This is a genomic window from Mesorhizobium sp. WSM4904 (genome assembly GCF_029674545.1).
Classification (GTDB): domain Bacteria; phylum Pseudomonadota; class Alphaproteobacteria; order Rhizobiales; family Rhizobiaceae; genus Mesorhizobium.
Map to the genome: position 1 here is coordinate 6,488,801 of NZ_CP121354.1, position 18,365 is coordinate 6,507,165.

At 65.6% G+C, this 18,365-nt stretch carries 16 protein-coding genes; 2 read left to right on the forward strand and 14 right to left on the reverse strand.

Annotated features, from left to right (window positions below; all coding sequences use genetic code 11):
- Nucleotides 1-164: 164 nt before the first annotated feature.
- The gene (gene selD, locus QAZ47_RS31325; protein WP_278233918.1) at nt 165-1,214 is read left to right on the forward strand and encodes a selenide, water dikinase SelD; all 1,050 of its coding nucleotides are present in this window, start codon (nt 165-167) and stop codon (nt 1,212-1,214) included.
- Between the two features lie 171 nt (nt 1,215-1,385).
- The gene (locus QAZ47_RS31330) at nt 1,386-2,882 is read left to right on the forward strand and encodes an aldehyde dehydrogenase family protein (RefSeq protein WP_278231961.1); all 1,497 of its coding nucleotides are present in this window, start codon (nt 1,386-1,388) and stop codon (nt 2,880-2,882) included.
- Nucleotides 2,883-3,306: 424 nt separating this feature from the next.
- On the opposite strand, the gene QAZ47_RS31335 is transcribed toward QAZ47_RS31330, so the two are convergent.
- From QAZ47_RS31335 to hybE, 14 genes are read right to left on the reverse strand one after another with little or no spacing between them, the layout of a single operon-like run.
- A complete protein-coding gene (locus tag QAZ47_RS31335) occupies nt 3,307-3,516 on the reverse strand; it encodes a hypothetical protein (RefSeq protein WP_278233929.1) in 210 nt (69 codons plus the stop codon).
- A 25-nt stretch (nt 3,517-3,541) separates the two neighbouring features.
- Nucleotides 3,542-5,881 (reverse strand): carbamoyltransferase HypF, encoded by a 2,340-nt coding sequence (gene hypF, locus QAZ47_RS31340; RefSeq protein WP_278231962.1) that lies wholly within the window; start codon nt 5,879-5,881, stop codon nt 3,542-3,544.
- A gap of 9 nt (nt 5,882-5,890) precedes the next feature.
- Nucleotides 5,891-7,342 (reverse strand): nickel-dependent hydrogenase large subunit, encoded by a 1,452-nt coding sequence (locus tag QAZ47_RS31345; protein ID WP_278231963.1) that lies wholly within the window; start codon nt 7,340-7,342, stop codon nt 5,891-5,893.
- Nucleotides 7,339-8,349, reverse strand: a complete 1,011-nt coding sequence (locus tag QAZ47_RS31350) for a HupU protein (protein ID WP_278231964.1) — start codon at nt 8,347-8,349, stop codon at nt 7,339-7,341. Before QAZ47_RS31350 ends, QAZ47_RS31345 begins: the two co-directional genes overlap by 4 nt.
- Before the next feature lie 7 nt (nt 8,350-8,356).
- Nucleotides 8,357-9,721 carry an ATP-binding protein gene (locus tag QAZ47_RS31355; protein ID WP_278231965.1) on the reverse strand — a complete coding sequence of 455 codons (1,365 nt, stop codon included), beginning with the start codon at nt 9,719-9,721 and terminating at the stop codon, nt 8,357-8,359.
- 39 nt (nt 9,722-9,760) lie between these two features.
- Nucleotides 9,761-11,248, reverse strand: coding sequence for a sigma-54 dependent transcriptional regulator (locus tag QAZ47_RS31360; protein ID WP_278231966.1), 1,488 nt, complete (start codon nt 11,246-11,248; stop codon nt 9,761-9,763).
- Complete coding sequence (locus QAZ47_RS31365) at nt 11,245-12,966, reverse strand: hydrogenase maturation protein (protein WP_278231967.1); 1,722 nt, start codon at nt 12,964-12,966, stop codon at nt 11,245-11,247. The genes QAZ47_RS31360 and QAZ47_RS31365 overlap by 4 nt, the downstream gene beginning before the upstream one ends.
- A gap of 1 nt (nt 12,967) precedes the next feature.
- Nucleotides 12,968-14,017, reverse strand: coding sequence for a hydrogenase expression/formation protein HypE (gene hypE, locus QAZ47_RS31370; RefSeq protein ID WP_278231968.1), 1,050 nt, complete (start codon nt 14,015-14,017; stop codon nt 12,968-12,970).
- Entirely contained in the window at nt 14,014-15,165 is a 1,152-nt protein-coding gene (gene hypD / locus QAZ47_RS31375) for a hydrogenase formation protein HypD (RefSeq protein WP_278231969.1), read from the reverse strand. The genes hypE and hypD overlap by 4 nt, the downstream gene beginning before the upstream one ends.
- Nucleotides 15,162-15,407 carry a HypC/HybG/HupF family hydrogenase formation chaperone gene (locus QAZ47_RS31380; RefSeq protein WP_278204796.1) on the reverse strand — a complete coding sequence of 82 codons (246 nt, stop codon included), beginning with the start codon at nt 15,405-15,407 and terminating at the stop codon, nt 15,162-15,164. Before QAZ47_RS31380 ends, hypD begins: the two co-directional genes overlap by 4 nt.
- A complete protein-coding gene (gene hypB, locus QAZ47_RS31385) occupies nt 15,407-16,315 on the reverse strand; it encodes a hydrogenase nickel incorporation protein HypB (RefSeq protein WP_278204797.1) in 909 nt (302 codons plus the stop codon). The genes QAZ47_RS31380 and hypB overlap by 1 nt, the downstream gene beginning before the upstream one ends.
- Nucleotides 16,315-16,656 (reverse strand): hydrogenase maturation nickel metallochaperone HypA, encoded by a 342-nt coding sequence (hypA, locus tag QAZ47_RS31390; protein ID WP_278231970.1) that lies wholly within the window; start codon nt 16,654-16,656, stop codon nt 16,315-16,317. Before hypA ends, hypB begins: the two co-directional genes overlap by 1 nt.
- Nucleotides 16,656-17,861 (reverse strand): hypothetical protein, encoded by a 1,206-nt coding sequence (locus QAZ47_RS31395; RefSeq protein WP_278231971.1) that lies wholly within the window; start codon nt 17,859-17,861, stop codon nt 16,656-16,658. The genes hypA and QAZ47_RS31395 overlap by 1 nt, the downstream gene beginning before the upstream one ends.
- The gene (hybE, locus tag QAZ47_RS31400; protein WP_278231972.1) at nt 17,858-18,355 is read right to left on the reverse strand and encodes a [NiFe]-hydrogenase assembly chaperone HybE; all 498 of its coding nucleotides are present in this window, start codon (nt 18,353-18,355) and stop codon (nt 17,858-17,860) included. The genes QAZ47_RS31395 and hybE overlap by 4 nt, the downstream gene beginning before the upstream one ends.
- Nucleotides 18,356-18,365: the final 10 nt, after the last annotated feature.

The window sequence follows — 18,365 nt, forward strand, 5'->3', positions numbered from 1 at the left end:
GGGATACGCACGCCATTTTGAGCCGAATTGGCGTAATGTCAAAACTTAGAGCGCAAATCAGCGCCGGCAAATGTTTCACGCAGGAAAATGGAATTGACGCTCTTCGGAACGTGATCCTACAGTAGGGCGTGGTGTTGGAAACGGCTCCCGCGTTGCGGGGCGATATCACCGAAGCACATCCGCGCCTGACCAGCCTTGCCCATGGCGGCGGCTGCGGCTGCAAGCTGGCGCCCTCCGTCCTTCAGCAGCTTCTTGCCGAGCAGGCGGAACCGAGCCCCTTCAGGCAGCTCCTCGTCGGCACCGAAACCGGAGACGATGCTGCCGTCTGGCAGATCGACGACGCGACCTGCGTGATTGCAACCACCGATTTTTTCATGCCGATGGTGGACGATCCTTACGATTTCGGCCGGATCGCCGCGGCCAACGCACTCTCCGACGTCTATGCAATGGGCGGCCGCCCGATCATGGCCTTGGCCATCGTCGGAATGCCGATCGAGAAATTGCCGACGCATACGGTGCAGGAAATCCTCAAAGGCGGCTGCGACATCTGCGCCACAGCCGGGATACCGATCGCGGGCGGCCATTCGATCGACTCGCCGGAGCCGATCTACGGGCTTGCCGTGACCGGCATCTGCCGACCGGAGGCAATCCGGCGCAATTCGGGAGCTAGGCCGGGAGATGCTCTGATCCTAACCAAGGGACTCGGCGTCGGGATCTATTCAGCTGCCATCAAAAAGCAGGCGTTGTCGCCCAGCGGCTATAAAGAGATGATTGCTTCGACGACTCTTCTCAACCGGATCGGAGCGGAACTCGCCGAGGACGCAAGCGTGCATGCGATCACCGATGTGACCGGCTTTGGCCTGCTCGGACACGCCCTTGAGATGGCGCGAGGCTCAGCCTGTGAGCTCGTGATCCACAATCGCGAGATTCCGGTCTTTGCGCAGGCCTCATCACTTGCACAACAAGGCTTCGTCACCGGCGCGTCACGGCGCAATTGGGCTAGTTACGGCGATGCGGTGCGACTGCCTAAGGGCATGCCGGAGTGGCGGCGCGATCTGCTTGCCGACCCGCAGACATCAGGTGGGCTGCTGATTGCCTGCGATCCCGGCAGGGCCACCGCCCTGGTCGAGAGAGTCGTCGCAAGCGGCTATCCGTCGACTAGAATGATCGGGTGTGTAAAAGGCGGCCGACCCGTAATTGCGATCACGGACTGACCAGATTCTCACGTTTCCCTGGCGCATTCTTGAAGGTCCTCCGTTGCCGGAACCATCGGGGAAGACGCGTGTGTTGCACAGTCCGATTATCTGAACGCCCTCTTAGCGTTCCTTGTTTGAGGTCGCCCGTACCGGGAGTAATAGTCGGCACGAAATTGCCAGGAGGAGACGATGACGCTGAACTTCGACCCGAGGGCAAAGGCCACGACGCTTTACCATGGCGAGTTCCGGCCGATGTTCATCGGCGGCAAGTGGATCGCGGCGCAGTCCGGCCAGGAGATGCAGGCGTTGAACCCGGCGACGGGCGAAGTGCTGGCCACGGTGCCGCGCGGTTCGGCCGCCGATATCGACGCGGCGGTGGCTGCCGCGCGGGCGGCCTTCGAAGGCCCCTGGTCCAAATTCTCCCCTTACGAGCGTCAATGCGTGCTTCTGCGGATCGCAGACCTGTTCGAGAAGCATTGGGAGGAGCTCAGCGTCTCCGACACGCTCGACATGGGGCTGCCGATCACGCGCACGCTGGCCAACCGGCGCCGGGTCATCGGCATGCTGCGCTTCTACGGCGGCATGGCGACCGCGCTGCATGGCGAGGCGATCGACAATTCCATTCCGGGCGAGATCGTCACCTTCACCCGGCGCGAGCCCGTCGGCGTGGTCGGCGCGATCATTCCCTGGAACGCGCCGACCGCCGCTTCGATCTGGAAGATCGCGCCGGCTTTGGCCACCGGCTGCACCGTCGTCCTGAAGCCCTCGGAGGATGCGTCACTGACGCCGCTATTGATCGCGCGGCTGATGCAGGAAGCGGGCGTGCCCGACGGTGTGGTCAACGTGGTCACCGGAACGGGCGCGGAGGCGGGTGCCCGACTGGCGGAGCATCCCGACGTCAACAAGATCGTTTTTACCGGCTCGACGCTGACCGGGCAGGCCATCGCGCGGGCGGGTGTCACCAACCTCAAGCGCGTCTCGCTCGAGCTCGGCGGCAAGTCGCCGATCATCGTCTGCCGCGACGCCGATATCGACAAGGCTGTTCCGGTCGCGGCGATGGCGGTGTTCGTGCATTCGGGCCAAATCTGCATCGCCGGTTCGCGGCTGTTCGTGGCGCGCGAGATCCACGACGAGTTCGTCCGCCGGATCGCCGAGTTTGCCGGCAAGCTGCGCATCGGCCACGGCATCGAGGCGGAAACCGAAATCGGCCCGCTCATCAATGCAAGGCAGGCGGGCAAGGTGGAGGGTTACATCAGGGCCGGCAGCGACGAGGGTGCTGAACTGATCGCCGGTGGCTCACGGCTGACGGGCGCGCTCTATGATGGCGGCAACTTCATCGCGCCGACCGTCTTCGGCGCGGTGTCGGACGGGATGACCATCGCGCGGGAAGAAATCTTCGGACCGGTCATTTCGGCGATGCCTTTCGACACGCTGGATGAAGTCGTCGCGCGGGCCAACGCAACGCCTTACGGCCTCGCGGCCGGCATCTTCACCACCAATCTCGGCACCGCGCACAAGCTTGCCCGCCGCGTCAAGGCCGGTTCGGTCTGGGTCAACATGTACCACGCCATCGACCCGGCCGTGCCTTTCGGCGGCATGAAGATGTCCGGCTACGGTCGCGAAGGCGGCATCGAGCATCTGCACGAATATCTGGAAACAAAGGCGGTCTGGATCCAGACCGATTGATATTCAGGCGAGGCCGGCCTGACCTGGACCTCGACACGGCATGGCGCGTTCGGAAAGATTTGGATGAGCGCTACCTGCGACGAGGTCTCGATGACCTCGACGATCGAGCGGGTGGCGCAGCTTGAACGTCGCCAGTATGTCACCCGCAGACCAGGTTGAGGAGGCAGACGTCCTCTAGACTGGCCAGCACGCTACCGTCAGCCCGATGATCGCCCCAATTGCGAGGTTCTTGATCACAAAGAGCACCAGTGGAGGCATGAACTATGCTCCCGGAGAGCATTCGCGGCGCAGCCACCGCTTGCTGCTTGCACGAATTCAGCAACTGCCACTCAACGCCAAACACGCGGCTGGGTTGCTCCTCCAGTCTGTTTTCATTCCGGCACCGGTTCTACGGCTGTCCACGGTTTGCCAGGCCGACCGGCGCTCAGCGTTGCCAATCGAGGTCGGACGCGCGCCAACGCTTGCCTCGCCGCGCGACTGCCCCACGTCGCAGATCGAGCTGATCTTCAGCCGACACCTTGCGCCCGACGAGAACGGATATCTTGCTCTGGACGTCGCGAAGTTCGATCGCGACCTCCTTGCGCAGATCCTGATCGACCTGGACCTGATCGACATGGATGGTCCGCAGCCGCAAGGCGGAACGTCAACCGCACTACTTCTTAGCCGAGGGCGGCCAAGCCTATCATCGCTTGGCCGAGCGCCAGCCCCCCGTCATTGGCCGGGACATTCTTATGGGCAAGCACCTCGAACCCAGCGGCGGAGAGTTCCGAGAACACGCCTTCAAGCATGATCCGGTTCTGGAAGACGCCACCGGAAAGCGCGATCGCGTCGACTTCGTTCTCGCGGGCCAATCGGCGCGCGGTCCTGGACACGACCGCGATCAAGGTCCGATGAAAACGCGCGGCGATCAGGCCGGTCTCGACCTCCGCGGCCATGTCGCGCAGCAACGCCTCCCAGAGACTTCGCCAGCGAATGATCGATCCATTGTCGGAAGGCAGTGCCCAAGCCTCGGCCGCCTCGATGAACGGGTTTGCCAACGCCTCCAACTCCATGCCTGCTTGCCCTTCATAGGACTGCAGCTCGAAACAGGTTCCCAGGATCGCCGCACAGGCGTCGAACAGCCGTCCCGCGGAGGACGCGAGCGGGGTGTTCACTCCCCTTTCAATCATTTTCGCGACAACATTCGGCTGCCTTTCGGCGAGCGCCCGCGCAAACGGCAAGCCACCCGCCGGACCGGCAAGAAAATCAGGGCCGAAGGCGGCGCGAAGATGCGCGTAGGCGTTGCGCCAGGGCTCCCGGCTCGCCCGGTCGCCGCCGGGCATCGCGACGGCGTCGAAATGGGCGAGGCGCTTGTAACGGCGGTAATCTCCCAGCAGGAACTCGCCGCCCCAGATCGTATCGTCTTCACCGAAACCCGTACCGTCGATGATCACGCCCAGAACCGAAGGCGCGTCGAGCGCGCGGCCGTGCTGAGCGATGCAAGAGGCGAGATGAGCGTGATGGTGCTGGATCTGGACCAGCCTCGCGCCGGTCTCGCGCGCGAATTCGAGGCCGATGCGCGTCGAGCGATAGCCCGGATGCAAGTCGGTAACGACGATGTCCGGCCTCGCGTCGAAGATACTCCGGTAGAGGGCAGCGGCGTCTCGCCAGGCCTGCTCGCTCTTCCGTTCCTCGAGGTCGCCGAGATGCTGGGAAAGCAGCGCCTTGCCATTGCCGGCCAGGCAGAAGGCAGCCTTGAGATCGCCCCCGGCGGCAAACACCCGGCGCGAACCGTCGAAGCCGTCCGGCACGGCAACTTCCTCCGGCGCCAGCCCGCGGGCACGCCGCAGCACCGAAACGCCATGCCTGTCGCACCGCACGACGCTGTCATCCAGTCGGTTGACGATAGCGCGGTCGTGCATCAGCCAATGATCGGCAATGCCGCCGAGTTCGTTTTTCGCCTCGTCGTTGTCCGTGCATTGCGGCTCGCCCGAACGATTGGCCGAGGTCAGGACGATCGGCCTGTCGAGCGCCTGCATCATGAGGTGGTGGAGCGGGGTATAGGGCAGCATGAAGCCAAGCCGGTCATTGCCGAGGGCAACCCCTGCCGCGATGCCGCGGTCCCCGCGGCTGCGCAGCAGTACGATCGGCGCGGCGCGCGAGGCGAGCGCTTCGCGCTCCTCGGCAGAAATGCGGGCGAATTCCGCGATCTGCCGCAGGTCGCGCGCCATCAGCGCGAAAGGCTTCGCCTCGCGCTGCTTGCGGCCGCGCAGCCGTGCAACGGCATCGTCATCGGTGGCGTCACAGGCGAGGTGGAAGCCGCCGACACCTTTGACGGCCACGATGCGCCCCGACGCGATCAAGGCGGCCGCCCTCCGGATAACGGTCTGCGATGCTCCTTCGGCCGCAACGCCGGTCTGGTCTTCAAGCCAGATGCGCGGGCCGCAGGCGGGGCAGGCGATCGGCTGGGCATGGAAACGCCGGTCCGCCGGGTTCTCGTACTCGGCCCGGCATTCCTCGCACATGATGAAGCTTTTCATCGAGGTCGAGGCGCGATCGTATGGAATCGCCTCGATGATCGAGAGACGCGGACCGCAATGCGTGCAGTTGGCGAACGGATAGAAGTAGCGGCGGTCGCCTGGATCGAGTATCTCGGCAAGGCATTGCTGACAGCATGCGGCGTCGGGGACGGCGCTTGTCCTCACCTGCCCGCCCGCGCTCGCGGCGATGGCAAAGCCGTCTGCCGGGGGCACGCCTTCGAGATCGACTGCCTGGATCGCGTCGATGCGCGCCAATGGCGGGCATTCGGCGGTCAGCCTTTGCCTGAAGGCGGCCAGTTCCGCGTCGCTGCACCACAACGCAATCTCGACACCCGCCGCATCGTTGCGCACGTGACCGGTGAGTCCGAGGGCGGTGGCTATGCGCCAGACCGTCGGCCGGAAGCCGACCCCCTGCACGGCGCCGGAAACCCGGATCAGGCGACCCCGGACGGCTGGCGAAGCAGCGAGCGGCGTGCTCATCGCCCGACCTCAATGCACCGTGCAGACCATGCACGGATCGAACGAGCGCACAATGTGCTGGACTGCGACCGGTTCGGTCTCGCCTTGACGCACGGGCGCGCCTTCGAGCGCGAGCTCCAGCGGACCCGGATTGCCGTCACGGTCGCGCGGCGAAAAATTCCAGGTCGTCGGAGCAATGATCTGGTAGTTGGCGATCCGGCCATTGCGCACCGCCAGCCAATGGCCGAGCGAGCCGCGAGCGGCCTCCGTCAGGCCCGTGCCCTGGCTGTCGGCCGCGGTGGCGCCGTGATCGCAAAAGCTTTCGCCGGGTCTAAGATCGCGTATCCAGCGCTCCATCGCGATCACCACGAGCGCGATCTCCAGCACGCGGGCGACGACGCGGGCATGCACATTGCCGCCGCCCGATCCGACCAGTTCGCTGATCAGCGGATGGCCGTTCACAAGCTGACGGGCGATTGCCCCCACTTCGACAGCCTCGCCGGCAAGGCGCGGCGCCTTGCACCAGCTATAGCCCTTGCCCGTGCCGTCGCCCGGCACGGTCTCTCCCAAGGCCGGCGGCAGCGGACGCTCAGCCGGCGCGTACCAGGCATTCTCGGTATCCTCGGCAATGAGCGAGAGGTCGAGCGGCACCTGGCGGCCTGCCCTCCAGAGACCGCGGCGAAACAAATGCCCGCCTGCGGCATGATAGGCGCCGTAGCTCATGAACAGGCTGCCGGCACGGCCGAGCCTGCCCAGGCCGAGAGCCTCCGAAATGGCCAGGAAATGGCGGAAGTCGCCGGTGGTCGCGGGTTTTTCCTCGCGCCAGGCCGCGAGCTCGTCGATGGTGGCCAGCGCCGCCACCCGCTCCAGCGCATCGGAAAAAAGCGTCCGTTCGAGGAACCGGCGGAAGGCGCCGACGATGCCGGCCAAGCGCGCCTGTTCGTTGGCGGTGACGGCGCGGGTGGAGCCGCCGGGCCGAATGCCGAGCGTATGCGGCCAATGGCCGGCCAACAGGCCCATCACGTGCATCCACTGCGCGCGCGCCGGCAGGACCTCCTCGGCCGCGGTTCCCGAGAGCGCGCGGAAGCGCGCGGCGGCAGCCTGGTGCCATGGCTCGCCCGCATAGGCCTCGCGGGCGAAATCCGGCATGAAAAACAGATAGAAATGCGTCAGGTGGTCGGCGACATTCTCGGCCGCGTGGATAAGATCGATGGCGATCCTCCCGTTCTCCGCGACGCTCAGGCCCTGCACTTCGGCGAGCGCGCGTGCGGCGGCGATGGACTGCGAGACCGAACAGATGCCGCAGATGCGTGGCGCATAGACGAGCGCGTCTTCGGGCGGCTTGCCGCGCAGGATCTGCTCGAAGCCGCGATAGAGCGGTGAAACAACCTCGGCCGAGCGGACGGCTCCGCCGCTCAGGTCGAGCTTGACCTCGAGATCGCCCTCGACTCGATTGAACGGTCCGACGACGAGCCGGCTCATGGTCGCCTCTTCTGCTTGTCGTGCGGCGGCACGGCGACGTGATCGGCGGTGGCATTGGTTTTGAGACGGACGGGGGTCGCCGCCTTGGACAGCGCCGCCAGCGCGACGAACCATGCCTTGGGCATATCCGTCGGAAGCCCGACCGGGATGCCGGAAACCTTCGGCGTCGCGGTGAAGGAATGGCCGGGCTCCTCGAAGCCGGGCGAGGTGCAGTTGATGCAGGGATAGCCGCCGTCGATGCACGAGCCGGAACCGTTCCACGGCCGTATGTTGCAATCGGCGCGCGCCTGCGTGCCCTTGCAGCCGAGATTCTCCATCATGCAGCCAAGATCGCACAGGCGCTCGGCGCTCGCCTTGAACTCGTAGAATTCGTTGCGGGAGCAGCCGTGATGAACGAGATGGTTGGTGTAGCTGACGGGGCGCTCCCATTCGTCGACCTGGCCGCGATCGAACCGGCCCGCGGCGATCTGATGGAGCGTTTCCGTCAGCCAGTCGGGATGAATGGGACAGCCCGCGACATTGATGACCGGCAGGCCGGATTTCGACAGGAAACCGTGGCCGAGCAGCCCGCCGGGTTCCGTGCCCTCATAGGCGAGGCCGCAGGCCTCGACGTGGTTGGCGCCGGCGGCCGTGATGCCGCCGAAGGCCGCGCACGAACCGACCGCGACCACGTGGCCGGCGACCGCCGCGAGCTCGCCGATCCAGTCCATCACCGGCCGGCCGGTCCCCGCCATCATGTGGAAGCGGCCGGTGCCGTTGGGCCCGCGCATGACGGCGCCTTCGAGGCAGAGGATGTCCAGTGGAACCTCGCCCGATGTCACGCGCTCCATGATCGCGATGACGCCGCGCCCGGTTTCGGCACTGAGCGAGGGATGCCACAGCACTTCGATGCCGGCCGTGGCGAGGCTCGTGATCAGGTCCGGCCCTTCCGCGCCGATCAAAGACAGCGTGCAGCCGCCGCAGCCGCCGGACTGCAGCCAGAGAAGATTGAGCGGCCGCTTCGTCATCGTTCCCTCAGCCCGGATTCGCCGGAAGGTGGATGGTGAACACGGCGCCGCCTTCGGGATGATTTGCCGCTGTCAGATCTCCGCCCTGCTCCTTCATGAGGCCGTAGCTCACATAGAGCCCCAGCCCCGTTCCCTGCCCGATCGGCTTGGTGGTGAAGAACGGTTCGAATATCTGGTCCATATGCGTTTGCGGAATGCCGGTCCCGTTGTCGCGAACCTTGATGACGACATCCTCCCCTTCCCGGCGGCAGGAGATTTCGATCCGGGGGTCCGGGCGGTTCTGAAGGACGTCCGCGGCGTTGTGGACGAGATTGACGATGACCTGATGCAGATGCCCCTTGCGCGCGCAGACATCGAGCTCACCCGGCATGTCGAAGACGACGGCGGGTTTGACGCGCTCTGCCCTGACGACCCAGTCGACGGCAGTGCGGATGGTGCGGGTGACATCGAAGACCTCCAGCCCCTCTCGCTGGCTGCTGGAAAAGCGACGCAAATCCTGAACGATCGCGCGCACACGCTCCGCGCCTTCGAGCGTGCCGTCGATCAGCGGCTTCATGTCGGCTGCGATCGAATCGATCTTCAGCTTTCGGCGCAGCTCCTCGAGCGCCTGCGGGTCGGCGCGGCCATGCGCAGCATCGAGATAGGCGGAGATCGCCGCCCCGTAGCGCTTCAGGGCGTGCATGTTTCCGAAGACGAAGCTGATCGGGTTGTTGAGCTCATGGGCGACCCCGGCAACGACGCGGCCGAGCGCCGCCATCTTCTCGGAGACGACGAGCTGCTGCTGCGTCCTGGTCAGTCTCTGGTGCGCAAGATCGAGCTGGTGGTAAGCGCGACGAAGTTCGCCGATCGGCCTTCCGACGATGACGATGCCGACGAGCCTGCCCCGATGGTCGAGCCGCGGCGAGCAGTTCAGCGCCAGCGGCGTCGCACCGCCGCCCTGCTGGCGCATGTGCACTTCGAGGTCAGAGATTGGGCGCGCCTCGCGGAAACAACCGGCGAGCCGGGCGGCAACCGCACCATCCTCATCCTCGAACAGATCGAGGATGGCCGATCCCATCAGGCTCTTCTCGGCGACACCCGACAACTGGACCATCGCCGGGTTGACCTGCTGGATGCGCCCCCTCGCATCGCAGGCCACAAGCACGTCGGTCATCGAGCCCAGTACCGAATCGATGAATTGCTGCGCTTCCTCGAGGGCGGCGTGCTGACGCTCCAGCAATGTCTGCGATTCGACCAGATCCTTGTAGACCGCGTCCATCTTGCGGATGACCTCGATCCAGGCTTCCTCGCCGGCCGGCGCCAGGCCGAGCGTGGGCACTTCCGCCTGCATCGGCAAGGACTCGTGGAATTTCCCTGACGCGGGCTTTGCCATCTGCGGTTTCGGCACCCTTATGAGCTCCATGGGCGCGCCTCACCGGACGGAGCCGGCCGCGCGCCGTGCCGGCAAGGGCTTCACATTCTCCAGCCCCAGTCGCTCGAGCTTGCCGCGCAATCCGACCCGAGACAATCCCAGCTCCTCCGCTGCCTTCGACTTGTTCCAGCGATGGCGGATGAGTGTCTCGCGGATGATGCGCAGCTCCATCTCGTTGATGCGGTCGCGCAACGTTCCGGTGAGCCCCGCAATGTCGTCTCTGTCTGCGTCCTCGACTTGCGGGACGGCCGTCAGGATGTGACGGGACACGAGTTCGGCGCCAAGCTCCTGGCCTTCCCGACCCATGACCAGCATGTGCTGGATCTCGTTCTGCAGCTCGCGCACGTTTCCAGGCCAGGAGTAATTCTCGAAACAGGCGATGGCTTCGGCCGAGATGCCCGGCACGTTCTTGCCGAGCTTGTGTCGCGCGCCCTCCAGGATCGCCGCCGACAGGATTTCGATATCCATCGGCCGATCGCGCAGGGCCGGCAACCTGATGACCGTGCCTGCCAGCCTGTAGAACAAGTCGGCACGGAAACGCCCATGGCGCACCTCGTCCTCGAGGTCGCGGTTGGTCGCCGCCACGACCCGAACATCCACTTTGCGCGTCTTGCCGCTCCCGACCGGGCGGATTTCGCCTTCCTGCAGGACACGCAGCAATTTGACCTGAAAGGCCGGCGAAACCTCGCCGATCTCATCGAGAAAGACGGTGCCGCCGCTGGCGCGCTCGAACAGGCCGATATGGTCCTCGACAGCACCGGTGAAGGCACCGCGCTTGTGGCCGAACAGCTCGCTTTCCAGGAGCTGGTCGGGCAGAGCGCCGCAGTTTTCGACGACGAAGGGCTTGTTCCAACGCAGCGAGCCATAGTGCAGCGCGCGGGCGGCGAGTTCCTTTCCGGTGCCGGAAGCGCCGATCAGAACGACCGGAATATCGAAGGGCGCGACCTGTTTCAGCGCGTCGCAGACCGTGTTTAGAGGGCTCGACGGGGAGCGGATGATGCCGTCGTCGAAATTGTAGTCCCGCCGGAGCGCGCTGCGGCGGTCCGAAACGACCTTGGAGGCGGTTGACGGCGCCATTCGCATCTCGACGGCCAGAAGCTCGTTCTCGCGCTGCAGGACATAGAGTTTGACCGCGTTCTTCAGCGTCAGGATCAGGTTTTCAGGATGCCAGGGCTTGGTGATGTACTGATAGATGCCGGCCTCGTTGATACCGTCGATGATGTCATGAGCGTCGGTATAGCCGGAGATGATCATACGCACCACGTCGGGCCAGCGGGTGCGCACCTGCTTGAGGAATTCGATGCCGGATGTGCCGGGCATGCGCTGATCACAAAGGATCAACTGGATCCACTCGCTCTCCAGGATCGACGTCGCCGTCTTGATGTCGCTTGCGACATGGACATCGAAATCCTCGCCCAGAATGCGGCGCAGCGACTCCAGCGAACGCACCTCGTCGTCGACGATCAGAATGGGGGGAAGCTCGGTCACGACGCCCTCCTCCTGCCCGGCGCGCTGGAAGCCCAGGCGAGGTCGCGGTGGCGGGCGATGGTGACCGGCGTGCGGGATTTCGGCACCTTGTGCACGAAATTGTGCCGGGCAACGTGATAGCTCGCATCGAACCCGTAGAAGTTTCGGCGCATCCTGGCCAACTCCTCCTCTCGATATGCCGAGAGCGGCTTTGCCGCCTCGTCGGCGGCCCGGCGTGCCTGCTTTTCGGCAAGCAACCGCGGGAAGTCGGGCCTGTCCGCCAGCCCGGCGGCGAGCGCCTTGACCTCGGCCGTGAACCTGTCGCGCGAGCCGGGCAGAATGCGGTCGGCGAGCCCGAGACTCAGCGCTTCGCGCGCGCCCATTGGCAAGCGGGCAGCGGCGATCCTGCGGGCATTGTCGGCACCGCAGTGGCGCGGCAGGAGATAGGTCCAGAATTCCGAACCGAAGAGATTGCCCATGTCCTTGTAGTGCGGGTTGAGGATCACGCCCGAGCGCAACCAGACATGATCCGCGCCGCGTGCCAGGAAGACGCCCCCGGCACCGGCATTGCCGCCGAGCGCCGAAACGGTCAGGTGGCTCGTCGTCCTGATGATCGCCTCGGACAGGTCGTCGATGGCGCAGATGTTGGCGTAGGACTCGTCCGCCGAGCTCGCCGCCGCCTCGATGCGGTTGAGATCGAGACCGTTCGACCAGAACTCGGGCCCGCCGCAGAGCACGATCACCTTCGTCGGCCGTTCGGCCGCCTTGCGGTAGGCATCGAGCAGGCGCTCGCAAGCATCGGTGCCCATCGCGCCGTTGTGGAAGGGGAAATGCAGGAATCCGACCGCACCCTGCTCCTCATAGGCGATGTCATGATAGCCGCCGCCGGAATTCAGGGGCCGTTCCGGCAATTGCGCGGCCTCGGGGGCGAACGCCAGGGTCGCCGGCAGCTTGAACGGACTGGCGGAACCTGGACGGCGCACATGGCCGATCCATACCGCGCCGTCCGTCGTGGCGCGGGCGATCGCGGGACCGCTTCTGGCGATCACGGCACCCGGTTCCGCGACAGGCAGCCCGAACGCCTGTCTGGCGTCGAAAAGGAAAGCCGGCTCCCCGAAGAGCTCGTCCCGAACGCCCGGTATCCCGTCGGCCGCCGCGATCTTGCCGATGACGGTTGCCGTCGTGTCGCGCACCCAGTCGATCTGCCGGTCAGCCTGCCTGATCGCGTCCTGCCAGCGCCCGCGATGCGGGACGCCAAGCTCCTCCGCAGGCACGGGCTTTCCACCCGTCCGTAAACGCTCCACGGCTTCCAGCACCGCCGTGACCGCCGCTTCCGTCGCCTCGTTGCGGTAAAGGCTCGATTTCGTTGCCCGTCGCATCGGAAAGGCCGCGCTCGCCCAGACCGGCCCGGCATCCATCTCCCGCACCGCCTCGAGAACCGTCACGCCCCATTCCGTCTCGCCATTCGTCATTGCCCAGTCGAGCGCCGACGGCCCACGGTCGCCGACGATACCGGGGTGCACGATCATGCAGGTGCGGTTCTCGTGGACCCGAGCGGGGATCGCACGCTTCAGGTAGGGCGCAACGACGAGGTCGGGTTCGAAAAGCGCGACCGCCTCGATCGTGCGAGCATCGTTGACGTCGATCTCGATCGACACCTCGTGGCCTTGCTCGCCAAGTTCGACGAAGAGCCTCTGGCTCAGCGCATTGAAGGCGGTGACGAGGAGCAAGATTCGCATCTCAGCATATCCTGGGAAGCTGTTCGCCGGCTATCCAATCGACGACGCGCATGCCGCCGAGCCGGGTGCGCATGGTGACCAGCGCGTGCTTGTCCGCGACGACCTCGCCAATGATCGCCGCGTCGAGCCCTTTCGGATGGCTGCGCATGGCGGCAAGCAGGATTGCGGCGTCGTCCGCCCCGCAAATCGCAATCAGCTTGCCTTCGTTGGCGACGTTGAGCGGATCGAGGCCTAGCAGTTCGCACGCCGCCGCGACCTCCGGCTTCACCGGCACGGCCGTTTCCCCGATCACCATGCCGACCTTCGACTGGTGCGCGATCTCGTTGAGCGTGGCCGACAGCCCGCCCCGGGTCGGATCGCGCAGCACGCGGATGCCGGGCACGGCCGCAAGCATTGCGGCAACCAGATCGTTGAGCGGCTGCGTGTCGGACAGAATCTCGGTCTCGAAATCGAGATGCTCGCGTTTGGAAAGTATCGCGATGCCGTGATCGCCCATCGTGCCCGAGACAATGATCGCGTCACCCGGCCGCGCGTTGCTTCCACTGATATCGGTGGCTTCGGAAAGAACACCGACACCGGTCGTCGAGATGAACACGCCGTCGCCCTTGCCCTTTTCCACGACCTTGGTGTCGCCCGTGACCACCGGCACGCCCGCCTGGCGCGCGGCAAGCGCCATGGAGACGACGATCTTCTCCAGTTCCGCGAGGGGAAACCCTTCCTCCATGATGAAGGAAGCGGAGAGCCAGAGCGGCCTGGCGCCCATCATGGCGACATCGTTGACGGTACCATGCACGGAAAGCGCGCCGATGTCGCCGCCCGGGAAGAACAGCGGCGAAATGACATGGCTGTCGGCCGCCATCACCAGCCGGCCGGAGACGCTGCCCAGAAGCGCACCGTCATTGCCTTGCGCCAGATAGTCGTTGGCGAGATGCTTGTGGAAGACGTCGCGGATGAGCTCGGCCATGGCGCGCCCGCCCGCACCGTGGGTCATGTCGACCGAACCGCGGACGCGTGATAGGTCTGCTGCGAGCTTGGGATCGGCAGCAGTCATTCGGCTGCCTCCAGCTTGGCGGGCTGCTGGTCGCGGAAACGGCCGTAAGTCCAGTAAGCCGCGCAGGCGCCTTCCGATGAGACCATGCAGGAGCCGATCGGGCTCTGCGGCGTGCAGGTCGTGCCGAACAGCTTGCAGTCGGTCGGTTTCTTGACGCCGCGCAGGATCGACGGGCATTCGCAGGACTTCGCCTCGCGCGAAGCCTTGACCGACAGCTCGAACCGCTTCTCGGCGTCGAAATCGGCATAGGCGTCGCGGATGCGGAGCGCGCTGTATGGCACCGTGCCCAGTCCGCGCCAGGCGAAGCTCTTGCGCAGCTCGAAGACGTCGCTCACCAGCGCCTGCGCCTTGACGTTGCCTTCTTCGGTCACGACGCGGGTGTATTCGTTCTCGACCTCGTGCCGACCGTCGTTGACCTGGCGGATCAGCATCAGCACCGACTGCATCACGTCGAGCGGCTCGAAGCCGGCGATGACGACCGGCTTCTGGAACTCTTCCGCGAAGAATTCGTAGGGCTGCGAGCCGATCACGGAAGAGACGTGCGAGGGTCCGAGAAAGCCGTCGATCTTGACGATGCCGAGGTCGCGCACCTCGGGCGATTCCAGGATGTGGCTGATCGCCGACGGGGTCAGCACATGGTTGCAGAAGACGCTGAAATTCCTGAGCCCTTCGGCCTCGGCCGCCTTGAGCGCGACCGCGGTCGGCGGCGTGGTGGTCTCGAAGCCGATGGCGAAGAAGACGACCTGCCGGCCCGGATTCTCGCGTGCGATCTTGAGCGCGTCGAGGGTCGAATAGACCATGCGCACGTCGGCCCCGTCGGCCTTCGCCCGGATAAGGCTCCGCTGCTTGGTGCCCGGCACGCGCATCATGTCGCCATAGGTGCAGAGGATCACGCCGTGCCGTTCGGCAAGCTCGACCGCATCGTCGAGCCGGGAGACCGGCAGCACGCAGACCGGACAGCCGGGGCCGTGCACGAAATGCACGTTTTCGGGCATCAGGTCCTGCACGCCGTAGCGGAAGATCGCATGCGTGTGGCCGCCGCAGAACTCCATGAAATGGTAGTTCCTATCCGGGTCGGCCTCGGCCGCGATCGCGGCCGCAACGGTGCGTGCGAGTTCCTGGTCGCGATATTCGTCGACAAATTTCATGCCGAAATCTCCTCCAGTTCCTCCTCCAGCACACCGGCTTCAGCCATCATCCTCAGCGTGCGCTCCGCCTCCTCGACGCTCACCTTGTGCAGCGCGTAGCCGACATGGACGAGCACGAAATCGCCGATCGCCACATCCTCGACCAGCGCGAGCGAGATGCGCTTCCTCACCGTGTCGAAGGCGACGACCGCCATGTCGTTGTCCAGGAGTTCCACCACGCGGGCGGGCATGGCGAGGCACATCAGGCAGCTCCCTTCAGTTCGGTCCGAAGTTCGCCGGCGAGTGGATGGCCGGCGAGCGCCATCGCGCGGGCGGCGACGATCCATGCCGTCCAGTCGGCCATTCCTTCACCGGTCCGCGCCGAAAGCTGCAAGACCTTGATCCTCGGATTGACCTTGCGCGCATTGGCGATGCAGGCTTCGAGATCGAAGTCGAGATGCGGCAGAAGATCCGTCTTGTTGAGAATCATCAGATCTGCCGCGTGGAACATGTCGGGATATTTGAGCGGCTTGTCCTCGCCTTCGGTGACCGAGAGGATCACCACCTTATGCGCCTCGCCGAGATCGAAGCCGGCCGGGCAGACGAGGTTGCCGACATTCTCGATGAAGAGCAGCGAGCCTTCGGCGAGATCGAGATGCTCGACGGCATGGCCGACCATGTGCGCGTCGAGATGGCAGCCCTTGCCGGTGTTGATCTGGATCGCCGGAGCGCCCGAGGCGCGGATGCGCTCGGCATCGTTCGAGGTCTGCTGATCGCCCTCGATGACGGCGGCCGGAAGCTTGCCCTTCAGCGCTTCGATGGTGCGGCACAGCAGCGTCGTCTTGCCCGAGCCGGGGCTCGACACGAGGTTGAGCGCGAGCACGCCGCGCGCAGCGAAAAGCTTGCGGTTCTCGGCGGCATATTGGCTGTTCTTGGACAGAATGTCCTTTTCGAGCCGGACCAGCCGCGCCTGGCTCATGCCGGGCGCATGGGCGCCGGCGGAGCCAGAACCATAATCGTGCAAATGATCGTCGTGATGATGGCCGTGATCATGACCGGCATGATCGTGGTCATGCCCGTGGCCGTGACGGCCGCCTTCGTGGTGATGATGATGGCCGGCCTTGCCTTCGACCCGCACCTCGCCTTCGCCGCATCCGCATACGCTGCACATCAGCTCACCTCCAATTCCTTGATCCTCATCTCCTCACCCCCGGTCACCTGCAACTGATGGCTGCCGCAAACCGGGCACGGGTCGTAGCGCTGGGCGATTGCGACGCTGCGGCCGCAGGGCATGCACCATGCGCGCGCCTCCGTCTCCAGGATGTCGAGCCTCGCGCCCTCGGCAAGCGACCCGCGCATGACCACGTCGAAGCCGAATTTCAACGCCTCGACCTCCACGCCGGCGAGCCGTCCGATCTCCAGGCAGACGCGATCGACCCTGGCGGCGCTCTGCTTTGCGGCCTCTTCCTCGAGGATGCCGCGGATGCTTTCGCAGATCGCCATCTCGTGCATCAGTGGAACCTCACCTGATAGCCGACGCAGGGGTCGATGGCGCGCACGAGAAGGTCGGCCTGCAGCGCGAGTTCCGCGCGGCTCGGCGCAGCGAGCGCCGCGAGCGAGCGTTCCGCGATGCCGTTTTCGCCGAAATGGCTGCTTGTCGGAGCATCGATCGCGTAGCCGATCACACGTCCCTCGCTAAGCACGACACGGTGCTCGAGCCTGCCCCGCGCGGCCTCGGCATAGCCGATGCCGGAGAAAGCGTTCGGCTCACCGTGTGCAGGGAGGAGATGTCGGCGGGCGGGCGAGGAACTGTGCCAGGCTTCCGTATTTTCGCTCCCGCCCATCCGGTCCTTCGGCGCACCTTCTCTTCGCAAACCACGGGAATGGGTTCCGCTCCCCCGCAGCACCGCAAGGCCGGCGGAAATCTCGCCGGGAAGCTTTGCCGCCTCGACGAACCGCGCCACCAGGCGCGCACCAAGTCCGCCCTCGCCCTCCACCGAAAGGAAGGCTCTCACTAGCGGCTCGCCGGCCTGCCGGGCGAGGCAAGTCGTGTCCGCGAGCGCCTGCAATTTTTCGCCTCCCCCTTTTGCTTTCGGGCAGCCTATCATGGCCCAGCCCCTTGCCAAGATCGGGTAGGCAAGCCGCGCGGCGGCGGTACCCCCTTCCGAGGCCCAGGCGGCGAAGGCGGCCGCGTTCATCTTGCAAAGGCGCCCTGCTTCCACATCGACCATGGCGCACGTCAATTCGGCGGCCTCCGCAGCGATGCGGTCGGCGTCGGAACCCGGCACTCCGGCCCGCGCACCGGGAGTGAAGGGGTCGCCATCAGGAAACAGTGCTTTTCTCAGCCGCACAGGCAACATCATGGCGCGGCGCAGAAGCGCAGCCTCCGGCACGGCATCCGCGAGGCGCTGAACGTCGAGGCCGATCCTGACCAGATGCTCGCGCAGCGTTTCGGCAAGCACGAGCAGCCGTCGCGCCGTTTCCGTCGGCGGATCCGTCTCGATGCCCAGCGCCGCTTCGACGGCTTCCACGCCGGCCGCCGCTTGCGCCATGCCGCAGACGCTGAACAGCGATGCGACCGCCGCGATGGCCTCTGCGGCTGATCTGTCCGTTACGAGCGGGCCGAGAGCGACGGCGCGCGCCGGCTGGACGCGCGCCAGAAAAACCGCGCCGCCGTCGCAAAAAAGGTCGATCACGACCCGCCCGTCGAGGCTCATTGCCGTGCCTCCTCGTCCTGAAGTCCGAACAAGGCGCGGCGGGTCAGCGGCGGAGGCCTTGCCGCAGCCGGGGCGGCGCCCTCATCCGGCGTGGCATCGGGGTCCGGCAAGCGGCCCTCCCAGAGGCGGACCATGTCGCCGTCTTCATCGCCGTCCGTTTCGCCGTTGAAAAGCTCTGCGAGCACCTGCCGGGCCGTCTCTTCCGCACTCTCCTGATCGGCGAATTCGAGGACCGGCGAGAAGAGCGAGCACGTGAGGTAGGCACCAAGCTCTTCCTCATAGGCATGAATGAATTCGAACCTGCCTGCCGGAAATGCGACCTGCTCCTTCGTGCCTGGCCGCAGGCGACAACGCGCCTCGACGCCCGCGGCAGGCAACAGGACGAGATTCATGAACCAGGGCGTGATCAGGACCGCAAGCCACTCGCCCTGCCACATCCGCACGCCCAACGCCCGGACGGACAGCGTGGGATTGAGGATCGGGATGCCCTCCATGGATGTCCGC